Raw genomic sequence first — 26373 nt, forward strand, 5'->3', positions numbered from 1 at the left:
TGTTTGCGAAAATCTAGTGAATAAGTCATGAGTATTTATAATAGTAATAGGTTAGTTGGTTTAGTTTATAACATTTTTAAAGGAAATTGACTATAATGATCGGGGGTTGAATGACTACTGATAGAGCTTAGCTTACCAAATTTATTACTACAGTTTCTTCAACATAGCTCAATATACTGTCATGGGTAACATCCTCTTAAATAGCATATTGATGCTCATCAATTATTTAATATTATGTAATTCTACTTTCATTGCCTCTGCTATAAGAAAATTGATGTATTTAATAAGACATTTTGAGCAAATTAGTTATGGACTCACTTCTACCCAATATTAAGCTAGCTGGCAGTATACATCGCCCCCATCCACCAATATTTAGGCTTATCAATAATTTCTGAGCTGTAGAACACAGTTGCGTCAACAGCAGTCCTTCCCTCAATCGCAGTTTCTATAACTTCAAATTCGTCAAACGATATATGACGGTTACTTTCAACTTCAAACATCATGGAATTAATACTAAGACCTTTAGGGATCTGGCTTATAATTTGCTCGATTGCTCGGTCTGAAACAAACTCACCCATTGCACTAGCCTGTATGAAGCGAGCATATTTTCCAGACAAACATCCCATCTCAAATTCATTAATACTTATACCAACCAAGCCTGTTCTTTCTAATACGGATTTAAACACCCCTATTACTTGTTCTACCTCTGCTGGCTGGCAAATAATAATGCCATCTATCACATCGAATTCATCAATGCTGTTGTCAGACGTTTGCAAACCGAATAACAGACTCACTCCTGTTTTATACTTTAGATCAATTAGTGCTTTTTCATCCCAGCCATCATCAACGAGGAAAAATCCATAATTAGATAAGCGATAATCTCCTGCCAAAGGTGTGTATAAAGCAGTCCAAGGTAGCCCACACAGCCGGAGCTCTTGCTTGCGATACTTTTCGATGACAATTGGCGGTAACAGACCAATTAACTGAACAGGAATATGCACTGAACGTAAATGGGTTAGGTTAACCAAGCTCTTAGGAAACTGCTTGGTTTTATTGCTAGTGACACTGAGCCACTCTAACTGAACTAATTTTCCCAAAGCCTCTGGTAAATAATTAATACCTTCACAGCTTAACGTTAACTTCGTCAGGCCGGTTAAATCACCGACGGTCTTTGGGAGTTGCTTGATTTCATCACTGGCGATAGTGAGATCATCTAAGCGAATCAACTGCCCCAACGATTCTGGTAAACACTCAAGACCTTCACAGTTTAGCGTTAACTCCGTCAGGCTGGTTAGATCACCGATAGTCTGTGGAATTTTTTTGATTTTATCGCTGACGATAGTGAGCTGCTCTAGCTGAATCAACTGTCCCAATGACTCTGGCAAACACTCAAGACTCTCACAGTTTAGCGTTAACTGAGTCAGGCTAGTTAGACCACCAATAGTTTGTGGGAGTTGTTTTAAATGATGACTGGTGATTGTTAATTCTTTTAAGGCCTTCAAACTGCCGATATTATCGGGTAGCTTATCTAGATAAGCACTACGAATTTTTAATATTTCTAAATTTGGCAAGTTCCCTGTCGATTCAGGTAAAGTAGTGACCTGCCCTGATAATGTCGATGCCTCACCTCTGCTACCCTGGTATGATTCCACATGACCATCGTTGTCAAAATTGATGAGTAAGGTCTTAAGATGTTGCAGTCTATCGATATTACTTGGTAGAGTTGTCATACTTGGACAAGCCATGTGCAGTTCTTTTAAACCGGTTAATTCAGCGATATCGTTGGGTAATCTGCTTAAGTGTTCACTTCTAATAGTTAGTTTATACAAATTTTTTAGATTTTCTAATGAATTAGGCAAGTGGGCTAAATGCTTACAATCAAGTCGTATTTCCTTTAAGCTTTTTAACTTGGAAATGGCATCGGGTAACACCGTTAGGCTCTCGCTCCAAACATTAAGTTCAGTTAACTGCTCTAACCCTACGAGTGTCTCAGGTAAATGAGTAAGGCTGTTGCAACTTAGGCCTAAAGACTGAAGCTGAGTTAATGCTCCGATACTATCGGGTAATACGGTTAAGCGGTCATTATCGATAAATAGTTCGGTTAGACATCTGATATCCGTCAAGTTGTCTGGCAACCTGTCTTGCTTACTAGATAGATGCAATTTGATATCACAACTCATCTCTACCAATACCTTAGGAATTGCAGACACATCATGAAAGCTAATTTCCAAAGTTTTTAGACTTTTTAGTTCATTTAAGTTAGTAGGTATAAAATCAGAATCGTTACAAGTTAATCTGAGCTCTTCAAGATTCACCAAATTGGTAATAGTGTCTGGCAATCTATCATCAGCTTGGCAATTATTGTCACCTAATGACATAGATTCACATAAAGATAAGTGTCTTAGTTGCGTCAAACAACCAATAGATTTTGGTATTGGCTGCGTGTACGAATCGATCGATATATATGTCTTGTTAGCCAGTTCATCAATATCTCTTGGAATGCTATAAACAGATAGGTCACATGACTCTGCCCAGTCGATGACTGTCTGCAGCCCTTCTCGGTCAATATTTTCAGTTATGACTATCTGTTCTTTATTCAACGCCATCTGTTTTTGTATATAATCCTGAATACTATTACTAGGTTTAGTGGATTTGATAGGGTCACTACATCCTCTACAACCATCACCTAAGCCACGTAAAAAAGCAGTGACCTCTGTAGATAAATCAACTAGCTTATTCGTAGCACCATCTTCAGCAATAGCAATAAACTCCAGCTCCTTAAGCTGAATAATACTCTCTGGTAGCGTAGTGAGCGAATTGTCACTAATATCTAGACATTCTAGATTAATAAGTTGACCGATGCTGTCTGGCAATCTATCTAGTTGATTATCACTAACCATTAATCGTCTTAGTCTAGTTAATTGACCGATACTTTCAGGCAGTTCAGTAAGTTGATTAGAGCGAATGTCTAAATCTGTTATGGTCAACAAACCTTCTCTATTACGTGGCAAATCCTCTTCAGATATCTCAAACTTATCAGCCCAAGCCCACAGTTCTTTCATCCATGGCTCTATAGTAATCGTATTTTTTGTTATCATTTTAAACTTCCTTTTAAAGCTGAAAAGTAACCTTGTCGTTAAATAATTTAAGATCACATTATTAACAACTGTATCTTAATCTCCATATAACTCTAATGCACTATGCAAACGCTCAAGAATCACTGTTTTCAGCTCACTTGGCTCAACAACCACGGCCAGCTGCGACATACTCACTAGCCAGTCTTGTAAGCGTTGAGTGTTAGCAACAGTAGCGCTTACTTGATTCCAAGTATCATCGATAATTGTTATCTGCTGATCTTGCGATAATGGACGCTCATAAAGATGCTGACAGGCGTATTTCTGTACCCTTAAAACTAGTTTGATCTGAACACTATCAGTCGGCTCCAACTTACCCCGTTCACACAAATACTTTAATGAGAGGCTGTTTCGTCCTACCCAATCAGGGACAGGTTTATTTATGACTACTGCCTCAGTGATACGATTGACTGCAAAGTTGCGATGCGCTTTTAGCAGTACCTCATCATCGATATGATCATCAGTAGGATTAAAGCCTGTGAGGTAGACCATATTGTCAATAAAGATCAGTCCTTTAGGGTAGATGACTCTCTCAGCAGGACTGTCATTCCATTTATTTTGATAGCTTATTTTAAGTTGTAGCCTATTTAGCAGAGCTTGGTGAATGCTTGCAATCACATCATTATTAAGCGTCGGTGCCTGTACTATGCTCGGTAAGGTAATGAGATAATCTTGCCATTGTCCTAGCTTACTTTTATGAAAATTATTTTTATTATGCCGGCCTAATTGGTTGAGCTTATCTGTGATATTTTGCTTAAAAGATACTGGTAAATAGTTTGCGGTATATTTATCTAGCATCTCCCAAAAGAACACTGTTTGCTCATTAATGATATCGATGCTAAAACTAGGCTCAATATAAAACAGTGCTGTTTGTCCGCTGATATTCTGACCCCACGCTGGTACTCTCACCAAGGCGTAACTATAAAAAATATCGTTAAATATTTGATTTAAGCCAATCAGATCGTTCTCTAAATTTTTACGTTCATTAGCGAAATTATCTGAATCATCACCATAACCAACCATAATCTCTGTTAATGACATAGCATCAGCTTCACTCCGAGGCAGGCATTGATATAAAGCGAATAGACGTGTCGACTTTGTATAGCTTGCGATTGGGTGTGTGGGCATATGGGTTTCTCAGTTAAATCGTTCAATGATAAGTTTATAGCTTCATTATTAAAATAAATATTCAATCAAAGCGAACCAAAATCGCGGTGCCATTATCATAAGCATTGCCCTCTGAATCATAAACTTGGTCTTTTAGAGCGATTAGCCAATGCTGTAAATCAGTGTCCGCACTGATAGATTGCCATTCATGGCTTGGCACTAAGTCGTGAATGCCATCCGTACAAACCAAGATACAATCGCCACTATTAACATCAATCGTTTGAGACACACTTTCTGGCGCCTCACTGCTTGTATAACTGTCATCACTGGTCAATACAAAGCATTCAGTAATGCTATATAGACTCCCTGCCATTCCCTCCCAGTTATAGTCTGCAAACTCTGCTTGGCGGCCTTGCTCTTGTGCTTGCTGATCAATGAGCTCATTCAATAGATTATGATCTCGAGTCAGGCACTGCCATTGTGACGCACCTTTAAACAGCAAATAAATACGACTGTCACCCACATGCGTTATCGTTGCCTTTATTGTTCCATCACTATTCAACTCTCCGACAATCATCGCGAGAGTTGCTGCTGCACCATGACGCTTAGACGAATGCTGGGTTTGATTAATCGATTGATGAATACTGTCTGAGCAGATACATTTATGATCGTTCCATAAACGTCTGATTGCTTTTACCACCGCCTTTGAGCAGTGCTGAGAGTGATTGGAGCTTGCGACGCCATCTGACACTGCCAAGCAAAATGGTGCTGCAACTGGCATCATTGCCATCACACCTAAATCTTCTTGATACCAATTATCTAAAAAGAAAAAAGCATCTTGCTGCAGGTTATTACTGGCATTACCTTGAAAGGTAATTACACAAGCTTGGGCAATAGATAGAGTTTCTTTTAAAGAACAATTATTTGAAGAGGCAATCATTATGGTAGGCCTATATGTTTATCATAAAAGCCAGTATAGAGGACAACTTGTAAATTTATTTTATAGGTTGCCCTCTATACTGGACTAGTAACGACAAATATTTTACTTCAACAAATGAAAAATAGATTATCTAAACAACTAATGTTTATTATATAATTCTGTAAATTTAAGGGTAATCACTAATTATGAGTGAATCAATCACACTCCAGCACAGAACGATAATCTCAGTAAAGCAGTTACTGAGTGAAGGTCTACTCACTATCCCTGAGTATCAGCGACCTTACAAATGGAATCAGCACAATATCGCAAGCTTATTCAATGATATTAAGACGCAATGTGACAAGCCAGCCTATCGCCTCGGCACTATCGTGCTTCATAAGTCTAAGGATAAAGATGATAAAGACGTGCTTAATATTGTCGATGGTCAACAGCGCACCTTAACACTGATGCTCACCGTCATGGCAATTATCAAACATTATCGTGCTGATAATTTAACCAAACCGATAGAAGCAAAAGCTATCGGAAAAATACTAGGTGAGCTAGCTAATACCGTGCCAGCCCTAGCTAAAAAACAAGAGTTTGCTAGCGATATATCCATCTATAATTTGCACTCGAACTTTCAAGAGATACGACGCATTATAAGCCGTGGCGAGCTCAGCATCGAACATATTGATTTTCTGCTAAATCAGTGTGAGGTGGTAATCTTTATATTGGAAGATGAATCAGAAGCCTTTCAGTTTTTTGATTCACAGAACTCTCGCGGTAAAGAGTTATATCCTCATGACTTATTAAAGGCTTTTCATTTACGTGAGTTCAGCGCCTATGATGAACGGCTCAATCCAAATATTAAAGCGCAAACTGTCGCTCACTGGGAAAGTTTGGAAGATGACGAATTACACAGGCTGTTTAGTCAGCATTTATTTAGGATTAAGCGTTGGATAGATCATAAACCAGCCCGCAACTTTACCAGTCGTCATGTAGATATTTTTAAAGGGGTGTCTTTACACAAAAAAGAGCTCCCACACTACGCCAAAGCCATGATGATCACGCATCATTTTGTTGATGACTATAATAGCAATATGCACCGTCATATTGATGCTCAAGCAATGAACTACCCGTTTCAGCTAGACCAAAAGATAGTCAACGGTCGTCGTTTTTTTGAAATGGTTGAATATTACGATACGCTTATTGAACGCACTAAAACGATTGATAGTGCGCACGCCTCAGAGAATAAAGACAACCCTTCCTATGCAACTGTCTATAACCAAACCTTAAATGAACGAGCATCGAAGATTGTTAAGATCTTAGATACTTATAGTGATAAGTGGCGTCAGGGTGACAAATATACTCGTAACTTATTTGATAATGCTTTTATCTACTATATTGATAAATTTGGTATGCAAGATTTATCACAGGTTATAGAGATTATGTTTATTTGGGCATACAAAATACGCCTAAGACAATATGCGGTAAAACTCGCAACGATGGACAATCATGCGGTTGACGGTATGTTATTCAAACGCATCAAAGACGCTACATTGCCTAAAGAAGTATGGATCACTGGTGTTCACCCTCTAAGAGGCAATGGCATAAAAGAGTCTAATAAAAAAACTGATAACGACATATACCAATTATTTGGTCACCTCAACTATTTGACTGATAAATAGAGAAAAATAAAATCATGAAAAACCGTAATGCGAGCGCAACTGAGCAAGTGATACTACTAACACCAAAGGGGCTACTTAATGGCACCGAGCACTATCTTATTCCAATGTATCAGCGTAATTACGCTTGGGGCAATAGTGAGATTGAACAGCTTATTGTCGATATTATGGACGCTCAAATTGATGCAAAAAATTCAAAAGAATATAAGAATTATTATCTAGGTACACTGGTGGTATTTGAGAGACCACAGCTATCCTCAAAACGTAAAGTGTTTGAAGTTATTGACGGTCAACAACGCTTTACTACTCTGAGCTTATTAATCATATACCTAAGGAATTACTTTAAAAGTATAGGTAGTGATTATGATATGTTGTGGTATATAGAACAAAATATTGAGTTTGAAAGCCGCCCGAAATCTACCCAGACGTTAGAATTATTGCTAAATGACAATCTAGAAACCTATGAGCACCTCTATGAGTCTAAGCTAAATCCCGCTATTATCAACGGCTATAAGTCTATTAGCGAAGTAATGGAAAGTAAATTTATTACCCCTAATAATGAGAACCAACAATCCACTACAACCCTTGAAGAGTTTTGTGATTATCTATTTCAATATGTACAAATTGCTCGTGTACCTGTGCCTGACGAAACGGATTTAAATCATTATTTTGAAGTCATGAATAACCGAGGCGAGCAGTTAGAGAAGCATGAAATTATCAAAGCGCGTTTGTTGTCAGTCATTGAAAAGGCTGACGAAAACGAGATGGTATTTGTGGACAAAAAACTAGCTAAAGCCTTGATTCATAATGTTTGGGAAGCTTGTGCCAATATGAACAAATACGTACAGTATGGATTCAATCCTACTTTACGTTTCAAGTTATTTTCAGATAATTTAACTCTTTTGCGGCCTAAAGATTTTGATGAATTGCTTAAGATATATAAAGAGTCTGATGGTCCGAACAACTCCCAGCCGGATAATGAGCAATATTCTGGCTGTAATGACGATGCTCAAAACAATAAATCAAAGCCACTTCCCTCTCTTTATGACATCCTTGACGATAGTTTTGACAGTCCACCTAATCCTAATAATACCGCTGATAAAGAAGAAGATGACGGTAATAGTGAGACTTACTATAGCTTAGTTAATTTCTCAAGCCTTCTTTTACATGCTTTGAGAATCATGGTGAACCTGCAGTCCTCATACCAACAGGACATTGCACTTGATGACAAACAGCTGCTAACCCAGTTTGAAACCTTTATTTTAAAACCATCCAGCTTAGAAAATACTCATATCTCAGATACTGATCAAAGTATAGAAACTAACCATCAGACAACGCCTTTATCTCAAGTAAAGACTTTTATATACGCCTTACTTAAAAGCAAATTCATCTTTGATCACTTTATAATAAAGCGCAATACTCAAGACAGTAAAGGGCAATGGACACTTAATAAGCTGATCAAGAATGAAGATAAAAAAAACAGCTACTACAAAAATAGCTTTGAGAGTAATAATGACAAGCTAGTGATGTTGCAAAGTGCTTTTCATGTCTCAACCCCCACCACAAACTATAAGCACTGGCTTAATGCCGTTTTATATTATGCTTGTACGCATTATCAACACGATGAAATGGGGCTTAATAGCGTAGCTTATCTTGAACATTTGGAAGGAATAGCTCGCGCCTTTATGTTAAGGCGTTATTTGACTGATGAGCCTGATGATTACCATCAAATCATTTATCAAACTTCAGACTTCAATAAGCTATTGGCTGAACATACCCATGACAACTTGAGTACTGATAATCTACGTACACAAATTAAGCAGTATCTCAGGTATGGTAATATCCGCAACATTTTTGTATTTAATTATTTAGATTATTTGCTTTGGCTAAACGGTAACTATCCTAAGTTTACCTTTACCGCTAGAAGCTCTGTAGAGCATTTTTATCCACAAAATAAGCGAAATGACAGTATATTCTTGGAAGATAAAGACGCAAAAAATTCACTGTTGCACTCTTTTGGCAATTTATGTTTGATTAGCCATAGCCTTAATTCACGTGTGAGTAATGACATGCCTGATGTTAAGGTAAAGTATTTCTCTCAAAGTGGAGATATTCAAAGTGGGCAAATCGATAGCTTAAAGCTACTGAGAATGATTGAGTGCATACAAGGTAAGCCAGACACATGGGATAAAAAAATGATTGCTCAGCATGAAACTGAAATGCTAAACATTATGTTGCAAGGACTAAATCTAGAGCTAACAGGTATACCTCATGAGTAACGTGGACGATATAGAAAGACTCACTCAAAACCGTGTCATACGCCTTTTTACCGACATGCTAGGCTATCGCTATCTGGGCAACTGGCAGTACTGCACTGACAATAAAAATATAGAGCGCGACATCTTGGAGCAATGGTTGAAAAAGCGCATTTTTAGTATGCCCCGATCACACATGCTATCAGTACCTTGAAAAAGGTAACCTCTTTAGGAAGTGGCATCAATTTGAGAGATTTTAATCAATAAATGGTCTGAGCAGATCGATGGGACTGTCTCTGGCTGGCAAGTATAAAAGATGAAAACTAAATAGAGCAGCTGCAATATCGAGGAAGGGCGAATATTACTTAATCTTGGATTGGCTAAAACCCCCCTTCCCTGTTTAGAGTATATTATCGTGCATGAGTTATTACACTTTGAAGAACGACAGCATAACGATAGGTTTAAAGCTTTATTAGATAAACACATACCTGACTGGAGATCGAGACGTGACTTACTTAACCGGATGCGTGTAGGTCAAGAGGACTGGAAACAGCGGGAGTAGTATCTTATTGTCTGATCAGATATATAGATTTGCTACTTTTAAGCTAGATAAGTGATGTCCGTATATAAATGAAAATATTTATGGCCCTTGAGTAATATTCAAAATCCGTGCTGTTTTTAAACGAATTTAACGCTATAGAAAACTCACTTTATAGGCTGGCTTGAGATTTGTCAGATGCCAACTACCTCATTAGTGTGGTTATAGGAATATTAAGATTATAAACTCATATACGGTATGACTGATTTTGATAGAACTAAAGAAAGGTTGCTAACACTATATTATGCATAGTGTTAGCAACCTTTCTTTAGTTAGTATTTTACTTAGGTGATGTGCTTAATATTGGGGTTTGTTAAACCGCATATGACTGAAGCAGCCTACTCTATTGTTGAAATAAACGATGGCAAGGTCTTTGTATTACAAGCTCCGCGAGCTAAGCGCTTTAATCCTTTAAAAGAAATTAGCTTAGGCTCTATGGCGATATCACATATCTGTGGTGAAGATGTGACAGATGAGCCACCTCACACAGATTTTAGACTGCCTAGCAGTGTTGAGTACTTGATAGGTCATAATATTGATTTTGATATGGCCGTTCTTAAAAATGCTGGTGTGACCCATACCCCTAATCTGATATGTACCAATGCGATGGCTAACTACCTACTTCCTACGCTTGAAAGCCATAAGCTAGTATCCCTTCTCTATCACTTTCACCGAGATATAGCGCGTGCTCAAGCAAGAAATGCTCATGCTGCCATTGCTGATATTTATTTTACTGAGCTGGTGCTTGGTAGTTTGATTGATTTAGCGAATAGCCAAGGTCATGAGATAAGTGATGTGGAAAGCTTATATGAATTTAGTGAAATGGCACGTATACCGACGCATTTAAGTTTTGGTAAACATAAGGGTGAAGCTATTGCAGATTTAGCCACTAGTTCTGAGGGTGCTGGCTATCTTAAATGGCTGCTTAAACAAGATACGGTTGATCCTTATTTAGCTCAAGCATGCCAGCGAGTATTAAAGTCGGTATAAATACACTGAAGCAGTCATTTTTTATAGTAAGAGAATACATTTTTTCTGAGTAGCTAAGTGGTCGATATTTTCACTGATGGTATTTTAATTAGGTGAGAATGTCAAAATTGGTGTTTGATTAATCTAATATTAAGACTATTTTTACCTTAGATCATATCTCAATAAAATCCTGACGGTCTTTCTGTCTAGCATCAATTACTACAATTTTTCTCGGTTCTATCTCCCCATAACTTTTGCTCATTTTCTGAATTATTTGTACTAGCTCTTCATCAATATTAAGTTTTTGTTGGTCACTGTCTAAAATTAATCTAACGTAATTAGGTAGTATTTCTGTTTTACAATCTTCAACTTGCTTAATAACAGCTTCTGTAAAAGCGCTCTTTTCTGCTAGTAATTCTCTCAGTGTACTTATAACAGTCTGTATAGAATCTTCTCCAGTTAAGTCGTTTTGGTTTGAAGCACAAAATAACTGGTAGAAGTGAATACACTTATTTAAAATACTTGTCTTTGGTAATTTCGTTCCTTTTGGTAAATCTGAGAACCTTTCAATATCTAGAGCATTGGCAATATAAATGCCACAATCTGGCGTTTTTGAGTAAGTACACATTGCTGATTTACTATATAGCATATAAAGAGGGACACGTTTATTCTGCTTCGCATAATTTAGCAAAGTATTAATTTGTTGTTTAGTGTCATCTGGGTAACTAAAGGCACTACGATAGGCCTTATGCTCATTGGATATTTTTTTAGCTTGTATTGCTAGAGGTAAGCTATAATTATCGCCTATGAACCATATTTCCATTTCAAAATCTGCACCAGTAATTTTATTCTCTTCGATCTTTGTAAAGGTTTTGGCAGTAAAATGAGAAGTACTTCGGTTAGCTAAAGACCACCTCCAGAATAAGTAATCTGTAATAGACTCTTCTCCTGCTGACTGTACATGGGCATTAAAATCAATTACTTCATCTTCGATATTTTTATGCATTTGACAGAGCGACATTATTTACCTACTTTTTATTTTATGGTGAGCTGAGTTTTACTTATTAATCAACTAAGGTTATTTATCCATTGTCATAACATTTAAAACCATATGTCTATATCGTCATTAAATTCATCTACTTTAACTATAGTCAGCCCTAACTAAAATAAGTACAAATATTACAACGCGCTACTGGGATAAGCTTTTCTTGCTTGCTGTGTCCGCGCAGACAGAGGCGGCGTAAAACTTATCCCAGTAGCACCGTGCTTGTTTTATAGTATATCGACTATATTTTGGCTTCAAGATAATCAATTTCTTCAATCAGCTGTGCCTTTACGTCTTCAAAATAGCTATTCCAATCGTCAATACTACTAATAGTTTGATAGTCTTCACTGTCTTTGATTATAAATATTTCGTCTTCAAGATTTTTTATTTTATGTTTGAGCGTCTTAATAATGACTTTTAGCTGATCTGACTCGCTGACCGTTTCTGAACGTGGCTTGAATATATCTTGTCTTAATTCAGATAAAATCTGCTTCACTTCGTCCACATCGTTCTTCTTGTAAGCCTCATTAAGCTTAATAAAAATCTCTTGCGCGATGTCTTTCATGTTTTCATTAACACGATCAGGATGACAGATTTGACTGGCCTGTCGATAGGCTTTTTTTATCTCTAAACGTTGCTCATCGTCTAGCTGGTAGATTTCTTTTTCAGATTCGAGTTCAAACTGCTTATTATAGCCTTCTTCATCTTTCACCGCTTCTGCGTATTCTTCTGGATCATCTTCAGTAGATATTTTACGCAGCTCTAATAAGCGTTTGATGTAACTGCCAAGCTCCTGTGTATGACGATGATAAAACTCTGAGCACAATTGCTCTAATTCTATTTTTTCATTGTCATAGGCGTTGAGCTGATGCTCGAGCTGGCGGATTTCTAGTTTTAAAGCACTAATATCGATGTCGTTATAGATAACTAAGGCATGATGATTTTTAATGAATAGGTCAATAAGCGTTATTGCAGTCTCAAAGCTATGCTGTTGTAGTGCTTGAGTGATGGCAGCGATATCTTGCTGAAAAGCATATACTTTTAGCTTGCCATTTTCACGAGTGATGTCTTCTATGTCTTCTAAAACAACATAGTTCTTTATAATCTCAAGGCGTTTAATGATTTTATCGAGCGGTAGCTCTGGATTGTCTTCTTGATAACCAAAGTAGTTATTACGAATTTTTTTGAACTGTTTAATGAATTGATCTGCTAAAACCTCATCACCTTTGGTAATAAGTATATTCTCATGATTCTTTTCAGCTTTGTAGCTCCAGTTATAGGAGCCATTAATCACAGTGTCGTTATCAATAATACAGAACTTATTATGCATAAGGTCTTGCTTACCATCACCAATAAGATAGGCGGCAGAGCTACCAATATTCAATTGATTATAGTCAATGCGACTTTGTTGATTAATATGATCATTAGATAGCATTAGCTGTACTGTAACGCCTTGCTGCGATTTTTGGAGCATAACGTTAAATAAGTTTTGATTAGTGAACCAAGCAACGGCGATGTAAATACTGCTTTGAGCCTTTTCAAGCTCAAGCGAGATACGGTCAGCAATACACTCAAAAATGGCTTCAGTTTGCAATTTATCTACACTCCTGACTGATATATATTAACTTTCTTTTGATCAATACTCTCAGGTAGCGAAGTAAGCTCGTTATCTGAAACATAAAGTCCCATCAGGTTTCTAAGATTGCCTATACTTTCGGGTAGCGAAGTAAGCTTGTTACTTTCAACGCCAAAATACGTCAGATTGGTAAGATTACCTATACTTTCGGGTAGCGAAGTGAGCTTGTTAGTTCCAACATGAAGAGATGTCAGATTGATAAGATTAACTATGCTCTCAGGTAGTGAAGTAAGCTCGTTGTGTGAAACCGCAAGAGACCTCAGATTGACAAGGTTACCTATACTTTCAGGTAGCGAAGTGAGCTTGTTAGCTCCAACATGAAGAGATGTCAGATTGATAAGATTAACTATGCTCTCAGGTAGGGAACTAAGCTTGTTAGGTAAAAACTCATCCGATGAAACATCAAAAGACGTCAGATTAATAAGATTGCCTATACTCTCAGGTAGCGAACTAAGCTTGTTGCTGAAAATATAAAGAGATGTCAGATTGACAAGATTGCCTATGCTCTCAGGTAGCAAACTAAGCTTGTTAGCTCCAATATTAAGAGATGTCAGGTTAACAAGGTTACCTATGCTTTCGGGTAGCGAACTAAGCTTGTTAGCTCTAACAGTAAGAGATGTCAGATTGATAAGATTGCCTATACTCTCAGGTAAAAAACTAATATCGTAAACAAAAAGGTACTCTAAGGCTAATAAAGCTGCACTGTCATGAGGAATCGTATCTTCGTCAATTCCAAATTTATCTGCCCATTCCCATATTTCTTGCATCCAACTTTCATCAACCAATGCTTGACTAGAAGCTCGTGATATTGCCGCCGCCTTGATGATATCAGACGTTAAGCTGATTTGGCTCCTGCGACCTTTGCTAGTCATCAACCCCTTACTAGTACGCTTAACTAAAGAGTTGGATTCTATAGATTTCTGTCCATCTTTTTTGGTCATGTTTTACGTGTCTTATTTTTAGTTATATTAATGATATTATGGCACATCTATACTTTTTGGCTGATTGTTAAGCTTATAATAGTTTGATGTTTTGCTTAGGTAAGTCTCTTGATATCAGAGTTTGATCATAGTAAATGCGCCTTTATTGATTTATATCATCATTTGACAGCATCAGATGAACAGTGATACCTTGCTGCACTTTTTGGAGGATTACGTTAAATAAGTTTTGATTGATGAGCAAAGCAACGGCAATATAAATGATACTTTGTACTTTTTCAAGCTCAAGCGAGATATATTCGAAGATAGCTTCTGTTTGAATGTTAGATTAACTTTAGTATTTAATATTATATTTAAAGATAATCCTATTCTCTATAGATATGAACCTTTGTTTGATCAATGGTTTGAGGTAGTGACGTAATATTGGTATCAACAATACTAATATAACTAAGGTTACTTAAGTTTCCTATATTCTCAGGTAATGACGTAAATTCGCTATAATCAATATTGAGTGACTGAAGATTGATTAAATTTTCTATACTTTCAGGTAATGATGTGAAGTTATTATTACTAAGGTCAATGGATTCAACACTACTTAGATTTCCTATACTTTCAGGTAGTGAAGTAAGGTTATTGTTATCAATATTAAGTATTTCAAGATTAATTAAATTTCCTATACTATCGGGTAATGACGTGAGGCTATTACTACCGAGACCAAGTGATTTCAGATTACTTAGATCTCCTATGCTCTCAGGTAGTGACGTAAGTTGATTAATACTAACACTGAGTCGTTTAAGATTAACTAGGTCTACTATGCTCTTAGGTAGTGACGTAAGTTTGTTATCAGTAACACTAAGTGAATCAAGACTACTTAGACTGCCTATACTCTCGGGCAGTGAGATAAGATTATTGCCTATAACATGAAGTTCTTTAAGGTTACTTAGATTTCCTATACTCTCGGGCAGTGAGGTAAGATTATTGCCTTCAACATCAAGTTCCTTAAGATTGACTAGATTTCCTATACTCTCAGGTAGTGACACAATATTATTACTATTAACATAGACTGGTTTAGAAGCCTTTGAGTTTTCAATAGTTTTAGTCAAGCAATAATGATGGAAAACATCAAGATGAAGTTCTTTAAGGTTACTTAAATTTCCTATACTCTCGGGCAGTGAGGTAAGCCTGTTACTACCAGCATTAAGTGATTCAAGATTATGTAGTTTTCCTATATCTTCAGGTAGTGATGTGATGATGTTACGACGAATATAAAGCTTTTCAAGATTGACTAGATTTCCTATGCTCTCAGGTAGTAACGTAAGATAATTGTTATTAACATGAAGTTCTTTAAGGTTACTTAGATTTCCTATACTTTCAGGCAATGAGTTAAGCTTACCATGTGTAGCTTTAAGTAATTCAAGATTACTTAGATTTCCTATGCTCTCAGGTAGTGAGGTAAATTCGCTATATTTAATATTAAGTGACTTAAGATTACTTAAGTTCCCTATGCTGTCAGGTAATACGTCAATTACCTCATGGATAATTTTAATAGCATTTAATTTCAATAGCTCTATTCTATTACGAGGCATAGTTTGTTCATCAATTCCAAACTTATCTGCCCAATCCCATATTTCTTGCATCCAGCTTTCATCAACTAATACTTGGCTAGAGGCCCGTGATATTGCCGCCGCCTTAATGATATCAGACGTTAAGCTGATTTGGCTCCTGCGACCTTTGCTGGTTATTAGCCCATTGCTAGTACGCTTGACTAAAGCGTTGGATTCTATAGATTCTGGATCATATTCTTGAGTCATAGTTTACCTACTTGCTTTGTTGAAAGCTCGTTATAGCAATAGTAGTAGATCATAACATAGTATATTGTTTTAGAAAGGGCATGGTTATGTAGAGCCAGCATAAGCTGCTAAAGTAATTATTGCTAACACTATCCTTGCTTCTCAGGTAAAAAAATAATAGATTTTCATGGCATATTACTATCAATAAAACCGTTGTCGCAATCAAAGCGACTAGCTCAGCATTTGCGAGCATACCTTAGCTGGTTCTTACTAATTTTAGGAGTACTCAGGTGACGTGGGCAATATTAGAATTTGCATGGTAATGCTAAGCTGCTTTGCAGTGGCTGAAATATTATCATTGTTGTCTGCTATTTTCTTAATGACTTCAGCTTTAAACTCATCACTGCAGGCTCTTGTTTTTTTAGTTATGGTAAACTCTTGTTATTATCATTAGTTTACCAAGTTTATATTTAAGGTTTTTTCAGAATAGCTCAAATAAATAAAAATAGTCATTAAAAGAGATTTTAAAATGGGTCCAAATAATAAAAGATACGCAAGATTTTTTAAATGCGCCCTTCAAGTAAATCCTGCTAGCTATATTAAATACCGTGGACAGAAGCAGGAAACTTCAGAAGCAGACTATAACCAGCAGTTATTAGATGCCGCTATAGAGGCGAATATAGATATTATAGGCTTAGCTGATCACGGTTGTGTTGATAACATTGATTCAATAAGAGAGTTGTTTACTGCACATGATATTGTAGTTTTCCCAGGATTTGAAATAGCTTCTAGCGAGAAGATTCACTTCGTATGCTTATTTGACGAAACCAAAACCTCTCAAGAATTAGAACGAATTTTAGGTTCTTTGCGATTACTTGATCCACAAGATGGAATTCGCCCTTCTAGGTTAAGTGCAGAACAATTAATTGATGAGGTGAATCAGCAAAACGGATTTATATATGCAGCACATTCTACGAGTGACAACGGTATCCTGAAAATTGGTAAGATGAATCATGTGTGGCAACATAGCGGACTATTATCAGCACAAATTCCTGGCTCTATTGAGGATTTAAGAGGAGTAGAAAATGACTTTTATCGCAAGGTCTTTCTGAATAAAGATCCAAACTACAAGTGTAAACGCGAAATGGTTGCTATCAACGCAGCAGATGTTTGTGAGCCAGAACAAATCAAAAGCAATGGTTCTTCGTGTCTCATAAAAATGACCAAGCCCTGTTTTACATCATTTAAACAAGCGTTTCTGGATGCTGGTTCACGAGTGCGCCTTAACTGTGATAAACCAGAAAGCTATGCATCAGCTATACAGAGAGTGAGAATTATAGGTGGCTATCTTGATGGCATAGATATAGAGCTATCAGATCATCTGAATGCAGTTATTGGCGGTAGAGGTACAGGAAAATCAACACTATTAGAATGTATCCGTTTTGCTTTTGATATGTCATTCGTTAGCGAAGAAGCACGAAAGCAACATGACAATATCATCAAGCATAACCTTGGTTCCGAAAGAGGAAGGATAGAAATAAAGGTGCGTTCAGCTGTGATGCACGGACAGAGTTTTACAGTTATCCGAAAATACGGTAGCCAACCAACTGTAAAAGATGAATACGGAAGCATATCACCCTATCACCCCCTAGACCTATTACCAGGTATGGAACTATACGGTCAAAATGAGATTTATGAAATAACTCGTAATGGAAACAGCCATAACCAACTTATCCAAAAATTCTTAGATGGTGAACACGCTCAACATACTATCGAAATTAATAGGGTACTATTAGCACTAAAAGATAATAGAAACGATATTATTCTAGAAATTAGGCAAAAAGTGAATATTGAAGCTGAGATTGAGCAGCTGCCAAAACTAGAAGATCGAGCAAAACAGTTTGAAGTATTAGGGATTGAAAAAAAGCTAGAAACCATACCCAAGCTTGAAAAAGAAAAACAATCAAACCGTCAGATTGTTGAAAGCATAAGTCGTGTTGAAAGCGCTATTCAGACCTTAAAAGACTGCCTACCAGACACGGTTTTTTTAAATAGCACCAATACTTCTACCCTACCCAATGAAGCTTTATTAGTACAACAACGTGAGATATTGGATAATCTTAAAAATACATTAGGTAAGTCAATAGTCCATTTAGAAGCACAATATAAAATTACTAAAGATAACCTACTACCAATTCAGCGGCAACTAATACAGCAACATAGCTTACAGGAACAACAGATTGAAGATGCCTTTAAAGACATCCCTGCTAGCCATGGTAAAACAGGTCGTCAAATTGGTACAGAATACCAAACGCTACTAAAAAAAATAGAAGAAATCCTACCAAAACAAATAGATTTAAAAAGCAAGCAAGTACAATTGAGTATACTCTATAGCCAACGTAGTAAGCTATTGCTTGAACTAGACCAACATACCAGTAATCGCTCAAGCACACTTATTAAATCCGTAAAAAAATTAAATAAAAAACTGGATAAGAAAGTACGTTTACAATTACACCCTGAAACCAATAGACAGATTTTGATTGATTTTTTCATTGATTGTAAATTAGATGGAGTTGGGGTTAGAAGGCTTGAATGGTTATCGGACAATGACTTCTCTCCTTCTAATATAGCAAACACTATTAGACAAGGGGAGGCAGAAATTAAAGCAAAACTTGGTATACCTGATTCAGTAGTTCGTGCTTTTGGTAACTTGCCAGAATATAAACTTCTAGAATTAGAGGAAATTATTATACCGGATACGACCAGTATAGAGTTAAACGTAAAATATAGTGAAGATGAGGATATTTTTCGACCTATTAACGGCTTGTCGACAGGACAACAATGCACAGCTGTTCTACACTTGCTATTGTTAGATAACCATGACCCGCTCATTCTTGACCAACCAGAAGACAATCTGGACAACTCCTTTATTTCCGAGCTTATAATATCTGAATTACGTAAAGCCAAACTCAATCGTCAGTTTTTATTTGCCACTCATAATGCAAATATCCCAGTATTTGGTGATGCAGAATGGATTGGTGTACTCAGTGTAGAAGACAATAAAGGACAAATTTTACCGGATCAACAAGGCGCTATAGACATGCCAACTGTTCAAGAACTTGCTGTAGATATATTAGAAGGTGGTGAAAGCGCTTTCAATCAACGCCGTGAAAAATATGCCTTTGACTAACTTTTTATCGACTTCTTAAAAATCTTGACAAAAGCAATAAATATTTATATTTTAATATTCAAAATTCTGATTACAAAAAATAATAATAATATTATAGATAATAGACTATCGCTATACATAGGTAAAAGCATGGGATGATTGTTGGTATAACCGTTGGTATAATAAATAACTTATATTTAAAAAACTATTTAAATCAATAAGTTATTATTACCGTGTGGTTGATACTGGGCCCACCATATATTGAATTAGGCTTGTTCGCAGCGATGCGGCAAGCCTTTTTTTATGGAAGTTTTGGAATATATAGGATTGTGGCGAACCATATAGAAAGTTGGGATATGTACCGGTATAGATTATACCAACGAGAAAATATACCAACACGCTATTAACTCATACTATGATCAACAAACTAACCCCAAGTGAAAAATGCACTCCTAGCCGTCCTGATAAGCATAGTGATGGCGATGGCCTTCAGCTGTGGGTAAGACACACGGGGAATAAAGTTTGGGTCAGCGCTTATCGTTGGCAAGGGAAACAGCATTCTCTTACTCTAGGTAAATATCCTGTCATCACACTGCAACAGGCACGCCAGCGTAACCTAGAAATAAAGCAGCTGATTCACGACTGTATTAATCCAAAAGAGAAGAGGAAAGAAAAAATCGCAGAACAAGATGGTTCAAGACTGTTCGATACCATTGCTCAGGCTTAGTGTGCAGACCGTAAAGCCTTTTTAGCGTGGAATACTTTTAGCGAGAATTACTCAGCTTTTGAAAGATATTGAAAGCTATAGTAGTCACTTACCTGTAAAGCTGGGTCTATTATTTTTATGCTACGCCTTTGTAAGAACACTCCCACTAAATATAGAATATTTGAGGAATCCATCTTTTTTTAAGCCCTATTATTTAATAACAATTACGATAGCACTGGTTTGTTTATAGTCATTCTACAGATTATATTTGGAAAAGCTGCGAAGGTAATCATCGCATGCGTTACTGATAATAATAACCCTAAAACCACAGGCAGGGATTTCGAACCGTTTTCACTTAGGGTATATGTCATAAAGCAATCATATCTCCACGTGTCGCTGGTGAATATATGATTGCTTTATGACACGCTAGAGAAAAATACCCTTCTACACCATATTTTCAAAGATATCATCAATATATTTTTCTACGGCATCACTATCATTGGTGACTTGAGCATACGTCCTCAAACCTATTATTTGAATCTGGAAATAACGCGCCAGCTCAACCGGATTTTTCTTAACGCTGATTTCACCATCGTCGATGGCTTGCCTAAAAATAGCAGAAAAAGATGCTTCTATATTCTCTAAAATACCCGTTGCATGAGCCAATAAATCTGGGCTATCGTTCTGGGTGAGTTCAGAGACCGTTTTGACAATCATGCACATACCACTTGGCGCAGTGGCTGTATTATATACAGTCACGCTATGAATGAATCGCTTCAAACCACCCAGCACGGTGTTATCTTCTGCCATACAGTCAGCAAGCCTCTGAGCGCCATCTTTAGCATAACGATTTAGTGCTTCTGCAAACAACTGGTCTTTGCTGCCAAAAGCGGCGTAAATACTACCGGGATGCATATTCACCACGTCTTGTAGGTTTCTCATTGACGTTGCGTGATAGCCCTTTTGCCAATAGAGATTTTTTGCTTTTTCAACCACATCATCGCGATTAAATTTTACTGGGGCACTCATAATTTCTACCTTAGAAATTTTGTCTTAAAAGCTTGTCTTAAAAAACAGAAACCAAGTAATAATAGTATTACTTGGTCTCTTACCTTATCGCTTGGCTTTATTCGAGATAAACTACTTTGGCTTTAATGCTAAGACTCTATCAATATCATCAGCATTATGACGGTTTTCAAGCTGCTCCCACTCTTCACCCCAATTGCGGTTGATGATGCAGCCACGTTGTACTGCTGGTCGCGTTAACATGGCTGTCGCCCAACGCTGGATATGGGTGTATTCTTCAACCTGGAGAAATTCTTTTGCGTCGTATAAATTCCCCAAAACTAAATTGCCATACCAAGGCCAAATGGCAATGTCCGCAATACTGTAATCATCACCGGCAATAAATTCGTTCGTCGCTAATTGCTTGTCTAATACATCCAATTGGCGCTTGATTTCCATCGTAAAACGATTGATAGGGTATTCAAATTTTTCGGGGGCATAAGCATAAAAATGACCGAACCCACCACCCAAGTATGGCGCGGAGCCATGTAACCAGAATAGCCAGTTAAAGACCTTTGTACGCTTATTGCCTTCTGTAGGCAGCAGTGCTTCAAATTTTTCAGCAAGATACACTAAAATCGAAGCCGACTCAAAAATAGGCTCAGCATCGTCGCTGGAGTGATCGACTAGTGCTGGAATCTTAGAGTTTGGGTTAATATCTACAAACCCCGATGTGAATTGATCGCCTTCGCCAATTTTAATCATGTGGGCATCATATTCCGCATCCTTACCTAATGCTAATAACTCCTCTAACATGATGGTAATTTTTTGGCCATTAGGCGTGCCCATTGAGTACAGTTGCAAAGCATGCTTGCCGATAGGTAACTCTTTTTCATGGGTTGCCCCCGAAACCGGACGATTGATACTTGCCCATTTACCGCCACTTTCTGCGTCATGAGTCCATATTTTTGGTGGTGTGTATTGATTTTCCATTTTTATCACTTCTATGTTGGTGAAAAATATTAGTTCTGTTTGTCTCGATTAGGCTTTTTTATCAAAGTTTTGTGGATATAGCGCCCGTGCGGCAACATCATCAAACTCAGTCTTAAACTCGATATTTTTAGCAAGAGTTCGGGCTTTTTCTACCGCAGGACGTGCATTTACATTTGCAAACCAACGTTTTAGGTTGGGATAGCTCTCTAATTCTTCTTCGTCTAATACGACAGCAGCTTTATCAATCCAGCCCCATGCTGAAATATCGGCAATTGAATACTCGTCGCCAACGATATACTCGCGGCCTTCCATGTGGGTATCGAGCACTTCATAATGACTTTCAGCTTCACGAAGATAGCGATTGATAGCATAAGGTATTTTTTCTGGTGCTTTGTGTCTAAAATGAACGGATTGACCAGAAAAAGGCCCTAGGCCTGTCGCTACAAACAGCAACCACGACAGCATCTCACCGCGATCTTCCGGCTGTCCTGCTAATTTTCCCGTTTTCTCAGAAAGGTACATTAAGATAGCAGTCGAATCAAACACGCGTGTGCCATCGTCTTCAATTGCCGGTGTTTTACCATTCGGGTTAATAGCGCGGTATTCAGGTGTGTGTTGCTCGCCTTTTAAAGTATCTACAGCAACCAATTCATACGGCAAGCCGGTCTCTTCAAGGTAAAGAGCCACTTTCATTGGGTTTGGGGTTTGGTGAAAATAAAACTTGAGCATAACGCTATCCTATTATATAAAAATATTAGTTTGGCAACTATAGAAATAATCAAGAATCTGAATTGTGAGTTGAACCATTTTTTTATTACTTGTTGTTACAGTTACTATAACTATAATTGAACGGTCGTTCAAGTACAAGTTTTAGATAACCACTCATTTAATTATCAAGATTAGGCACAACAAGTGTTTTACTTGTGCGATATTTAAAGACGTTAATGTTGCGCCTATACCAAATAATTTAGAGTCAATGGTTGATGAGAGTAAGCGCCGCTAGAGAGGCAAGTATCATCTCCAAAATACCGAATATTACTTTGATAAGGCAGTAAAGGAAATATACGATGGGCCGTAACCGATAAACACCAATGCTAAATAAAAATGTATCGACTTATTTTAAGACAGGACGATTTAAAAATTATTAAAATTGTACTAAAATATTTTTAATACAATCCCACTAAAAAAGGACTAAAAATGACCATATTAACCGTTATTGCCAATATCACTGCAAAAGATGACCACATCGCCTTAGTGAAGACTGAACTTGAAAAGCTCCTACCAGTTACGCGTGTAGAGGAAGGTTGTCTCCAATACAATCTATACCAAGATAACGAAAACCCTGCTCACTTCATGTTTCATGAAAGTTGGGCATCGCGTGAGCTGTGGCTGACACATAAAGAAAACCAACACTTAAAAGACTTCGTAGCCGCAACAGATGGCACGCTCGAATCGTTCATCTTAAATGAGATGACAGAAGTTGCTCAGTAGTATTTTTACTTAGCAACTGAACCACCCTGGTATTGTCGGAGACTCAACATTCTAAGAGAATACGATGACGATCAGCTGCGGGCGGATGACTTAATGACGCATAACTTTACTGCCAGTTATCCTAACCTTGCGAAGCGGTGCTTCTCACGGTCGCTGACTTTACTGATATCAAGACAGGTAGTGGCTGGCTCTACAGAGCTTTCATCATTGATGTGTTTGCTGGTATTATCGTCGGCTGGAAGGTGTCTAATCGTATGAACACCACATGAGTACTGGATGCTTTGGAGCAGGCCCTATCGGATAGAGGCAAACCCAAAGATGTTATTCATCTGTTAAAGCCTCTGTTGGCCTAACTTAAATAGATAATCTCCGATGTAATCGGGGCGGTTCAGTTAAATCAAAAGCAAAATAAACAAAGCCGAATGCTACTTGTAACAATAGCATTCGGCTTTTTTATATGCACTTTCTAACCGCTAGAAGGAGGTACGACGATAGTTGCGGTATTTAGGTAACCAAAAATTAGCTTTTAATCGACGTTCTAAATTTTCTACCGTGACAGGTAATGCCAATCTATCTTCAATCGCTTGTAGTGCAACTGCACAGGCAATTTTTTCACTGATCTCTCTGATGACTCTTATTGGAGGCAATAATGCACCTGGTGCTTTTTTATATTCCATTGATATGTCTGCAAGTGCTTGGCTCGCGGCCATTAACATATTATCGCTGATCCCCGTCGCACGTGATGCTAAAACACCTAGGCCAATACCTGGAAATATATAACTGTTATTACACTGGGAAACCTCAAAAGACTGACCTTCAAAAGTGGTATTAGGAAAAGGACTACCCGTTGCAATAATGGCCTTGCCTTTGCTCCAGTTAGTCACTTCTTGCGGTGTTGCTTCAACACGAGACGTTGGGTTTGACAGCGGTAATACAATTGGATTTTCCGTATTAACACATAAAGCTTCGATCACCTCCTGTGTAAATAGACCTTTTTGCCCGCTTACACCAAACAATACCGTTATTTTTGCTTGTTTAACCACTTGCGCTAAACCGAGTTTCTGACTCTTATCCCAACTTTCAATAGCGGATTCTTTTTGTACTAACGGTACTTGGAATTTTTGTAGCTCTGTCATGCTATCCGTTAGCAAACCATAACGGTCGACCATAAAGACTTGTTTACGCGCCTGCTCTTCTGTTAGGCCTTCACGCTGCATTTGGCGAACAATATGCTCTGCGATACCACAACCAGCTGAGCCTGCACCTAGAAATGCTATTTTTTGTTGACTGAGTTTTTGACCTTTATTTAAACAAGCGGCAATCAATGTACCGACTGAAACAGCCGCGGTCCCTTGAATATCATCATTAAAGCAACACAGCTGATCGCGATATTTATTCAATAATGGTGTGGCGTTCGTTTGTGCAAAATCTTCAAATTGTAATAATACCTCTGGCCAACGCCGTTTAACCGCTTGAATAAATAAGTCTACAAATTCATTATATTCATCACCAGAAATTCGTGGATTTCTCCAGCCCATGTACATGGGGTCGTCGATTAACTGTTGATTGTTAGTGCCTACATCTAATAAAATTGGTAGACAATAAGCAGGGCTGATACCACCACAAGCCGTGTATAGCGCTAATTTACCAATTGGGATTCCCATTCCTCCAATGCCTTGGTCTCCTAAGCCCAATATACGTTCACCGTCAGTGACCACAATCACTTTTACTTTTTGTTTGGTTGCATTTTGCAGCATATCATCAATTTTATGGCGCTCAGGATAAGAGATAAATAAACCACGTTTACGGCGATAAATTTTAGAGAATTTTTCACAAGCCTGGCCAACCGTTGGTGTATATATCAACGGCATAACTTCCTCGATATGCTGATCAATCAAATGATGAAATAACGTCTCATTGGTATCTTGTATATTACGCAAGTAAATATGCTTGTCCATATCACTAGTAAATGAGCAAAGTTGGTGATAAGCGCGTAATGATTGCTCTTCAATCGTCTCAATATTGTGAGGTAACAAACCTGTTAAATTAAAGCTGTCACGTTCTTCTGATGAAAAAGCGCTACCCTTATTTAACAAAGAGGTTTCTAATAGTGCAGGACCTGCAAAGGGGATATATAACGGACGTTGGTTTGGCATGATAAAATCTTCTTATTAAAGGCGTATAAGGCGTGTGATGATACAAAGTTAATTGTTGAAATATTTTTAATCATTCATTAAATGACAGAAATCATGAAAATTTATGTCTTTGTCTAGCTTTCTTAAAATTATTCAAACTAGCACACTTAAGGGTTGATACCTATAAGAAATTAAATGTCTTTCATAAGCCCTCAGTATTAATGATGAAATATTTGTTTCATTGTGTTTGTTTTATTGAATAAATGATTGGTAATCAGTTATAGAGTAAACGTTCTTTATACTTCCAGATTAAAAATAGGCTGACCGTATTCGATATTCTGCCCATTTTTAACTAAAATAGCGCTGACGATACCTTCTTTCTCACTGATGACAGGCAGCAATCGGGTCAGCTCGTCAATAAAACAAACTGTTTGACCTTTTTTAATATGATCACCCTTATTAACTAGGTTATCAGTTGTGTCGTCTTCACTTAAGTAGACTTGTCCAACATAAATAGCACGCACCTGCGAATGCTCATCACCGCTATTTTCGGCCTTGTGGCTAGGCATTATCCCTGTAGGACTGGTAGTAGCCTGTTTATTTAAGTTGTTGACTACTATAATAGACTGGCCATTATTTGCAATCGTTACTTCATGCACCTGACTGCTCTCAACAAGTTCGACCACGCGTGCCACTTGCTCTATATCCATAATAGACTCCTTAGTTTGTTGCTTAACTGATTCCAAGATAGGTAGCAATGGTCATCACGCTTAAGATACTCATGTAATAAAATAACGC

General features: G+C 37.5%; 19 protein-coding genes and 2 pseudogenes. 8 read left to right on the forward strand and 13 right to left on the reverse strand.

The window, feature by feature from the left end:
• Positions 1–335: 335 nt before the first annotated feature.
• The 3 genes from RCH20_RS09510 to RCH20_RS09520 form a co-directional block, all read right to left on the reverse strand.
• Positions 336–3098, reverse strand: coding sequence for a leucine-rich repeat domain-containing protein (locus RCH20_RS09510; protein WP_327193424.1), 2763 nt, complete (start codon positions 3096–3098; stop codon positions 336–338).
• A gap of 75 nt (positions 3099–3173) precedes the next feature.
• Positions 3174–4175, reverse strand: a complete 1002-nt coding sequence (locus RCH20_RS09515; RefSeq protein WP_327193425.1) for a helix-turn-helix transcriptional regulator — start codon at positions 4173–4175, stop codon at positions 3174–3176.
• Positions 4176–4323: 148 nt separating this feature from the next.
• The gene (locus RCH20_RS09520; protein ID WP_327193426.1) at positions 4324–5181 is read right to left on the reverse strand and encodes a PP2C family protein-serine/threonine phosphatase; all 858 of its coding nucleotides are present in this window, start codon (positions 5179–5181) and stop codon (positions 4324–4326) included.
• A gap of 185 nt (positions 5182–5366) precedes the next feature.
• On the opposite strand from RCH20_RS09520, the gene RCH20_RS09525 reads away from it, so the two are divergent.
• The 4 genes from RCH20_RS09525 to RCH20_RS09535 all read left to right on the forward strand — a co-directional run bounded on the left by RCH20_RS09525 (position 5367) and on the right by RCH20_RS09535 (position 10688).
• The gene (locus tag RCH20_RS09525) at positions 5367–6848 is read left to right on the forward strand and encodes a DUF262 domain-containing protein (protein WP_327193427.1); all 1482 of its coding nucleotides are present in this window, start codon (positions 5367–5369) and stop codon (positions 6846–6848) included.
• Positions 6849–6862: 14 nt separating this feature from the next.
• Positions 6863–9124 carry a DUF262 domain-containing protein gene (locus tag RCH20_RS09530; protein WP_327193428.1) on the forward strand — a complete coding sequence of 754 codons (2262 nt, stop codon included), beginning with the start codon at positions 6863–6865 and terminating at the stop codon, positions 9122–9124.
• 319 nt (positions 9125–9443) lie between these two features.
• Positions 9444–9662, forward strand: coding sequence for a M48 metallopeptidase family protein (locus RCH20_RS12510; RefSeq protein ID WP_442793129.1), 219 nt, complete (start codon positions 9444–9446; stop codon positions 9660–9662).
• Between the two features lie 360 nt (positions 9663–10022).
• Positions 10023–10688: a 3'-5' exonuclease gene (locus RCH20_RS09535; RefSeq protein ID WP_327193429.1), complete on the forward strand. Its 666-nt coding sequence runs from the start codon at positions 10023–10025 to the stop codon at positions 10686–10688.
• Between the two features lie 151 nt (positions 10689–10839).
• Here RCH20_RS09535 and RCH20_RS09540 read toward each other — a convergent pair whose 3' ends face one another.
• The 5 genes and pseudogenes from RCH20_RS09540 to RCH20_RS09560 all read right to left on the reverse strand — a co-directional run.
• Positions 10840–11673 (reverse strand): DUF6615 family protein, encoded by an 834-nt coding sequence (locus RCH20_RS09540; RefSeq protein ID WP_327193430.1) that lies wholly within the window; start codon positions 11671–11673, stop codon positions 10840–10842.
• A gap of 280 nt (positions 11674–11953) precedes the next feature.
• Positions 11954–13306, reverse strand: a complete 1353-nt coding sequence (locus RCH20_RS09545) for a phospholipase D-like domain-containing protein (protein WP_327193431.1) — start codon at positions 13304–13306, stop codon at positions 11954–11956.
• Positions 13307–13311: 5 nt separating this feature from the next.
• Positions 13312–14289: a leucine-rich repeat domain-containing protein gene (locus RCH20_RS09550; protein ID WP_327193432.1), complete on the reverse strand. Its 978-nt coding sequence runs from the start codon at positions 14287–14289 to the stop codon at positions 13312–13314.
• Positions 14290–14651: 362 nt separating this feature from the next.
• The gene (locus RCH20_RS09555) at positions 14652–16097 is read right to left on the reverse strand and encodes a leucine-rich repeat domain-containing protein (RefSeq protein WP_327193433.1); all 1446 of its coding nucleotides are present in this window, start codon (positions 16095–16097) and stop codon (positions 14652–14654) included.
• A 285-nt stretch (positions 16098–16382) separates the two neighbouring features.
• Positions 16383–16505 (reverse strand): annotated as a pseudogene (locus RCH20_RS09560) (IS3-like element ISPar1 family transposase); the annotation flags it as partial.
• A gap of 100 nt (positions 16506–16605) precedes the next feature.
• Between RCH20_RS09560 and RCH20_RS09565 the strand changes: the two are divergent.
• Both RCH20_RS09565 and RCH20_RS09570 read left to right on the forward strand, forming a co-directional pair.
• Positions 16606–19266, forward strand: a complete 2661-nt coding sequence (locus RCH20_RS09565) for a TrlF family AAA-like ATPase (protein WP_327193434.1) — start codon at positions 16606–16608, stop codon at positions 19264–19266.
• 394 nt (positions 19267–19660) lie between these two features.
• Positions 19661–19972, forward strand: a complete 312-nt coding sequence (locus tag RCH20_RS09570; RefSeq protein WP_327193435.1) for an Arm DNA-binding domain-containing protein — start codon at positions 19661–19663, stop codon at positions 19970–19972.
• A 423-nt stretch (positions 19973–20395) separates the two neighbouring features.
• Here the strand turns inward: RCH20_RS09570 and RCH20_RS09575 are convergent, their stop codons facing one another.
• The 3 genes from RCH20_RS09575 to RCH20_RS09585 all read right to left on the reverse strand — a co-directional run bounded on the left by RCH20_RS09575 (position 20396) and on the right by RCH20_RS09585 (position 22678).
• A complete protein-coding gene (locus tag RCH20_RS09575; protein ID WP_327193436.1) occupies positions 20396–20980 on the reverse strand; it encodes a TetR/AcrR family transcriptional regulator in 585 nt (194 codons plus the stop codon).
• Positions 20981–21091: 111 nt separating this feature from the next.
• Entirely contained in the window at positions 21092–21949 is an 858-nt protein-coding gene (gene yghU / locus RCH20_RS09580) for a glutathione-dependent disulfide-bond oxidoreductase (RefSeq protein ID WP_327193437.1), read from the reverse strand.
• Between the two features lie 48 nt (positions 21950–21997).
• Positions 21998–22678 carry a glutathione S-transferase family protein gene (locus tag RCH20_RS09585; RefSeq protein ID WP_209956988.1) on the reverse strand — a complete coding sequence of 227 codons (681 nt, stop codon included), beginning with the start codon at positions 22676–22678 and terminating at the stop codon, positions 21998–22000.
• Between the two features lie 468 nt (positions 22679–23146).
• On the opposite strand from RCH20_RS09585, the gene RCH20_RS09590 reads away from it, so the two are divergent.
• Together RCH20_RS09590 and RCH20_RS09595 are read left to right on the forward strand one after the other, a co-directional pair.
• Entirely contained in the window at positions 23147–23440 is a 294-nt protein-coding gene (locus RCH20_RS09590; protein ID WP_209956987.1) for a putative quinol monooxygenase, read from the forward strand.
• Between the two features lie 66 nt (positions 23441–23506).
• Positions 23507–23769 (forward strand): annotated as a pseudogene (locus RCH20_RS09595) (DDE-type integrase/transposase/recombinase); the annotation flags it as partial.
• 144 nt (positions 23770–23913) lie between these two features.
• Here the strand turns inward: RCH20_RS09595 and RCH20_RS09600 are convergent.
• Both RCH20_RS09600 and RCH20_RS09605 read right to left on the reverse strand, forming a co-directional pair.
• On the reverse strand, positions 23914–25596 hold the full coding sequence (locus tag RCH20_RS09600) for an NAD-dependent malic enzyme (protein WP_327193438.1): 1683 nt from the start codon (positions 25594–25596) through the stop codon (positions 23914–23916).
• Positions 25597–25871: 275 nt separating this feature from the next.
• Positions 25872–26285, reverse strand: coding sequence for an acetyl-CoA carboxylase biotin carboxyl carrier protein (locus RCH20_RS09605; RefSeq protein WP_327193439.1), 414 nt, complete (start codon positions 26283–26285; stop codon positions 25872–25874).
• Positions 26286–26373: the final 88 nt, after the last annotated feature.

This window comes from Psychrobacter sp. PL15 (genome assembly GCF_035984995.1).
GTDB lineage: Bacteria > Pseudomonadota > Gammaproteobacteria > Pseudomonadales > Moraxellaceae > Psychrobacter.

What these genes read in the sequence shown, in the direction of transcription:
- RCH20_RS09555 (WP_327193433.1), bottom strand. Translation starts at nt 16,097, where the DNA reads ATGACTCAAGAATATGATCCAGAATCTATAGAATCCAACGCTTTAGTC.
- RCH20_RS09520 (WP_327193426.1), bottom strand. Translation starts at nt 5,181, where the DNA reads ATGATTGCCTCTTCAAATAATTGTTCTTTAAAAGAAACTCTATCTATT.
- RCH20_RS09515 (WP_327193425.1), bottom strand. Translation starts at nt 4,175, where the DNA reads ATGTCATTAACAGAGATTATGGTTGGTTATGGTGATGATTCAGATAAT.
- RCH20_RS09575 (WP_327193436.1), bottom strand. Translation starts at nt 20,980, where the DNA reads ATGAGTGCCCCAGTAAAATTTAATCGCGATGATGTGGTTGAAAAAGCA.
- RCH20_RS09600 (WP_327193438.1), bottom strand. Translation starts at nt 25,596, where the DNA reads ATGCCAAACCAACGTCCGTTATATATCCCCTTTGCAGGTCCTGCACTA.
- RCH20_RS09540 (WP_327193430.1), bottom strand. Translation starts at nt 11,673, where the DNA reads ATGCATAAAAATATCGAAGATGAAGTAATTGATTTTAATGCCCATGTA.
- RCH20_RS09565 (WP_327193434.1), top strand. Translation starts at nt 16,606, where the DNA reads ATGGGTCCAAATAATAAAAGATACGCAAGATTTTTTAAATGCGCCCTT.
- RCH20_RS09605 (WP_327193439.1), bottom strand. Translation starts at nt 26,285, where the DNA reads ATGGATATAGAGCAAGTGGCACGCGTGGTCGAACTTGTTGAGAGCAGT.
- yghU (WP_327193437.1), bottom strand. Translation starts at nt 21,949, where the DNA reads ATGGAAAATCAATACACACCACCAAAAATATGGACTCATGACGCAGAA.
- RCH20_RS09535 (WP_327193429.1), top strand. Translation starts at nt 10,023, where the DNA reads ATGACTGAAGCAGCCTACTCTATTGTTGAAATAAACGATGGCAAGGTC.
- RCH20_RS09570 (WP_327193435.1), top strand. Translation starts at nt 19,661, where the DNA reads ATGATCAACAAACTAACCCCAAGTGAAAAATGCACTCCTAGCCGTCCT.
- RCH20_RS09525 (WP_327193427.1), top strand. Translation starts at nt 5,367, where the DNA reads ATGAGTGAATCAATCACACTCCAGCACAGAACGATAATCTCAGTAAAG.
- RCH20_RS09590 (WP_209956987.1), top strand. Translation starts at nt 23,147, where the DNA reads ATGACCATATTAACCGTTATTGCCAATATCACTGCAAAAGATGACCAC.
- RCH20_RS09510 (WP_327193424.1), bottom strand. Translation starts at nt 3,098, where the DNA reads ATGATAACAAAAAATACGATTACTATAGAGCCATGGATGAAAGAACTG.
- RCH20_RS09585 (WP_209956988.1), bottom strand. Translation starts at nt 22,678, where the DNA reads ATGCTCAAGTTTTATTTTCACCAAACCCCAAACCCAATGAAAGTGGCT.
- RCH20_RS09530 (WP_327193428.1), top strand. Translation starts at nt 6,863, where the DNA reads ATGAAAAACCGTAATGCGAGCGCAACTGAGCAAGTGATACTACTAACA.
- RCH20_RS09550 (WP_327193432.1), bottom strand. Translation starts at nt 14,289, where the DNA reads ATGACCAAAAAAGATGGACAGAAATCTATAGAATCCAACTCTTTAGTT.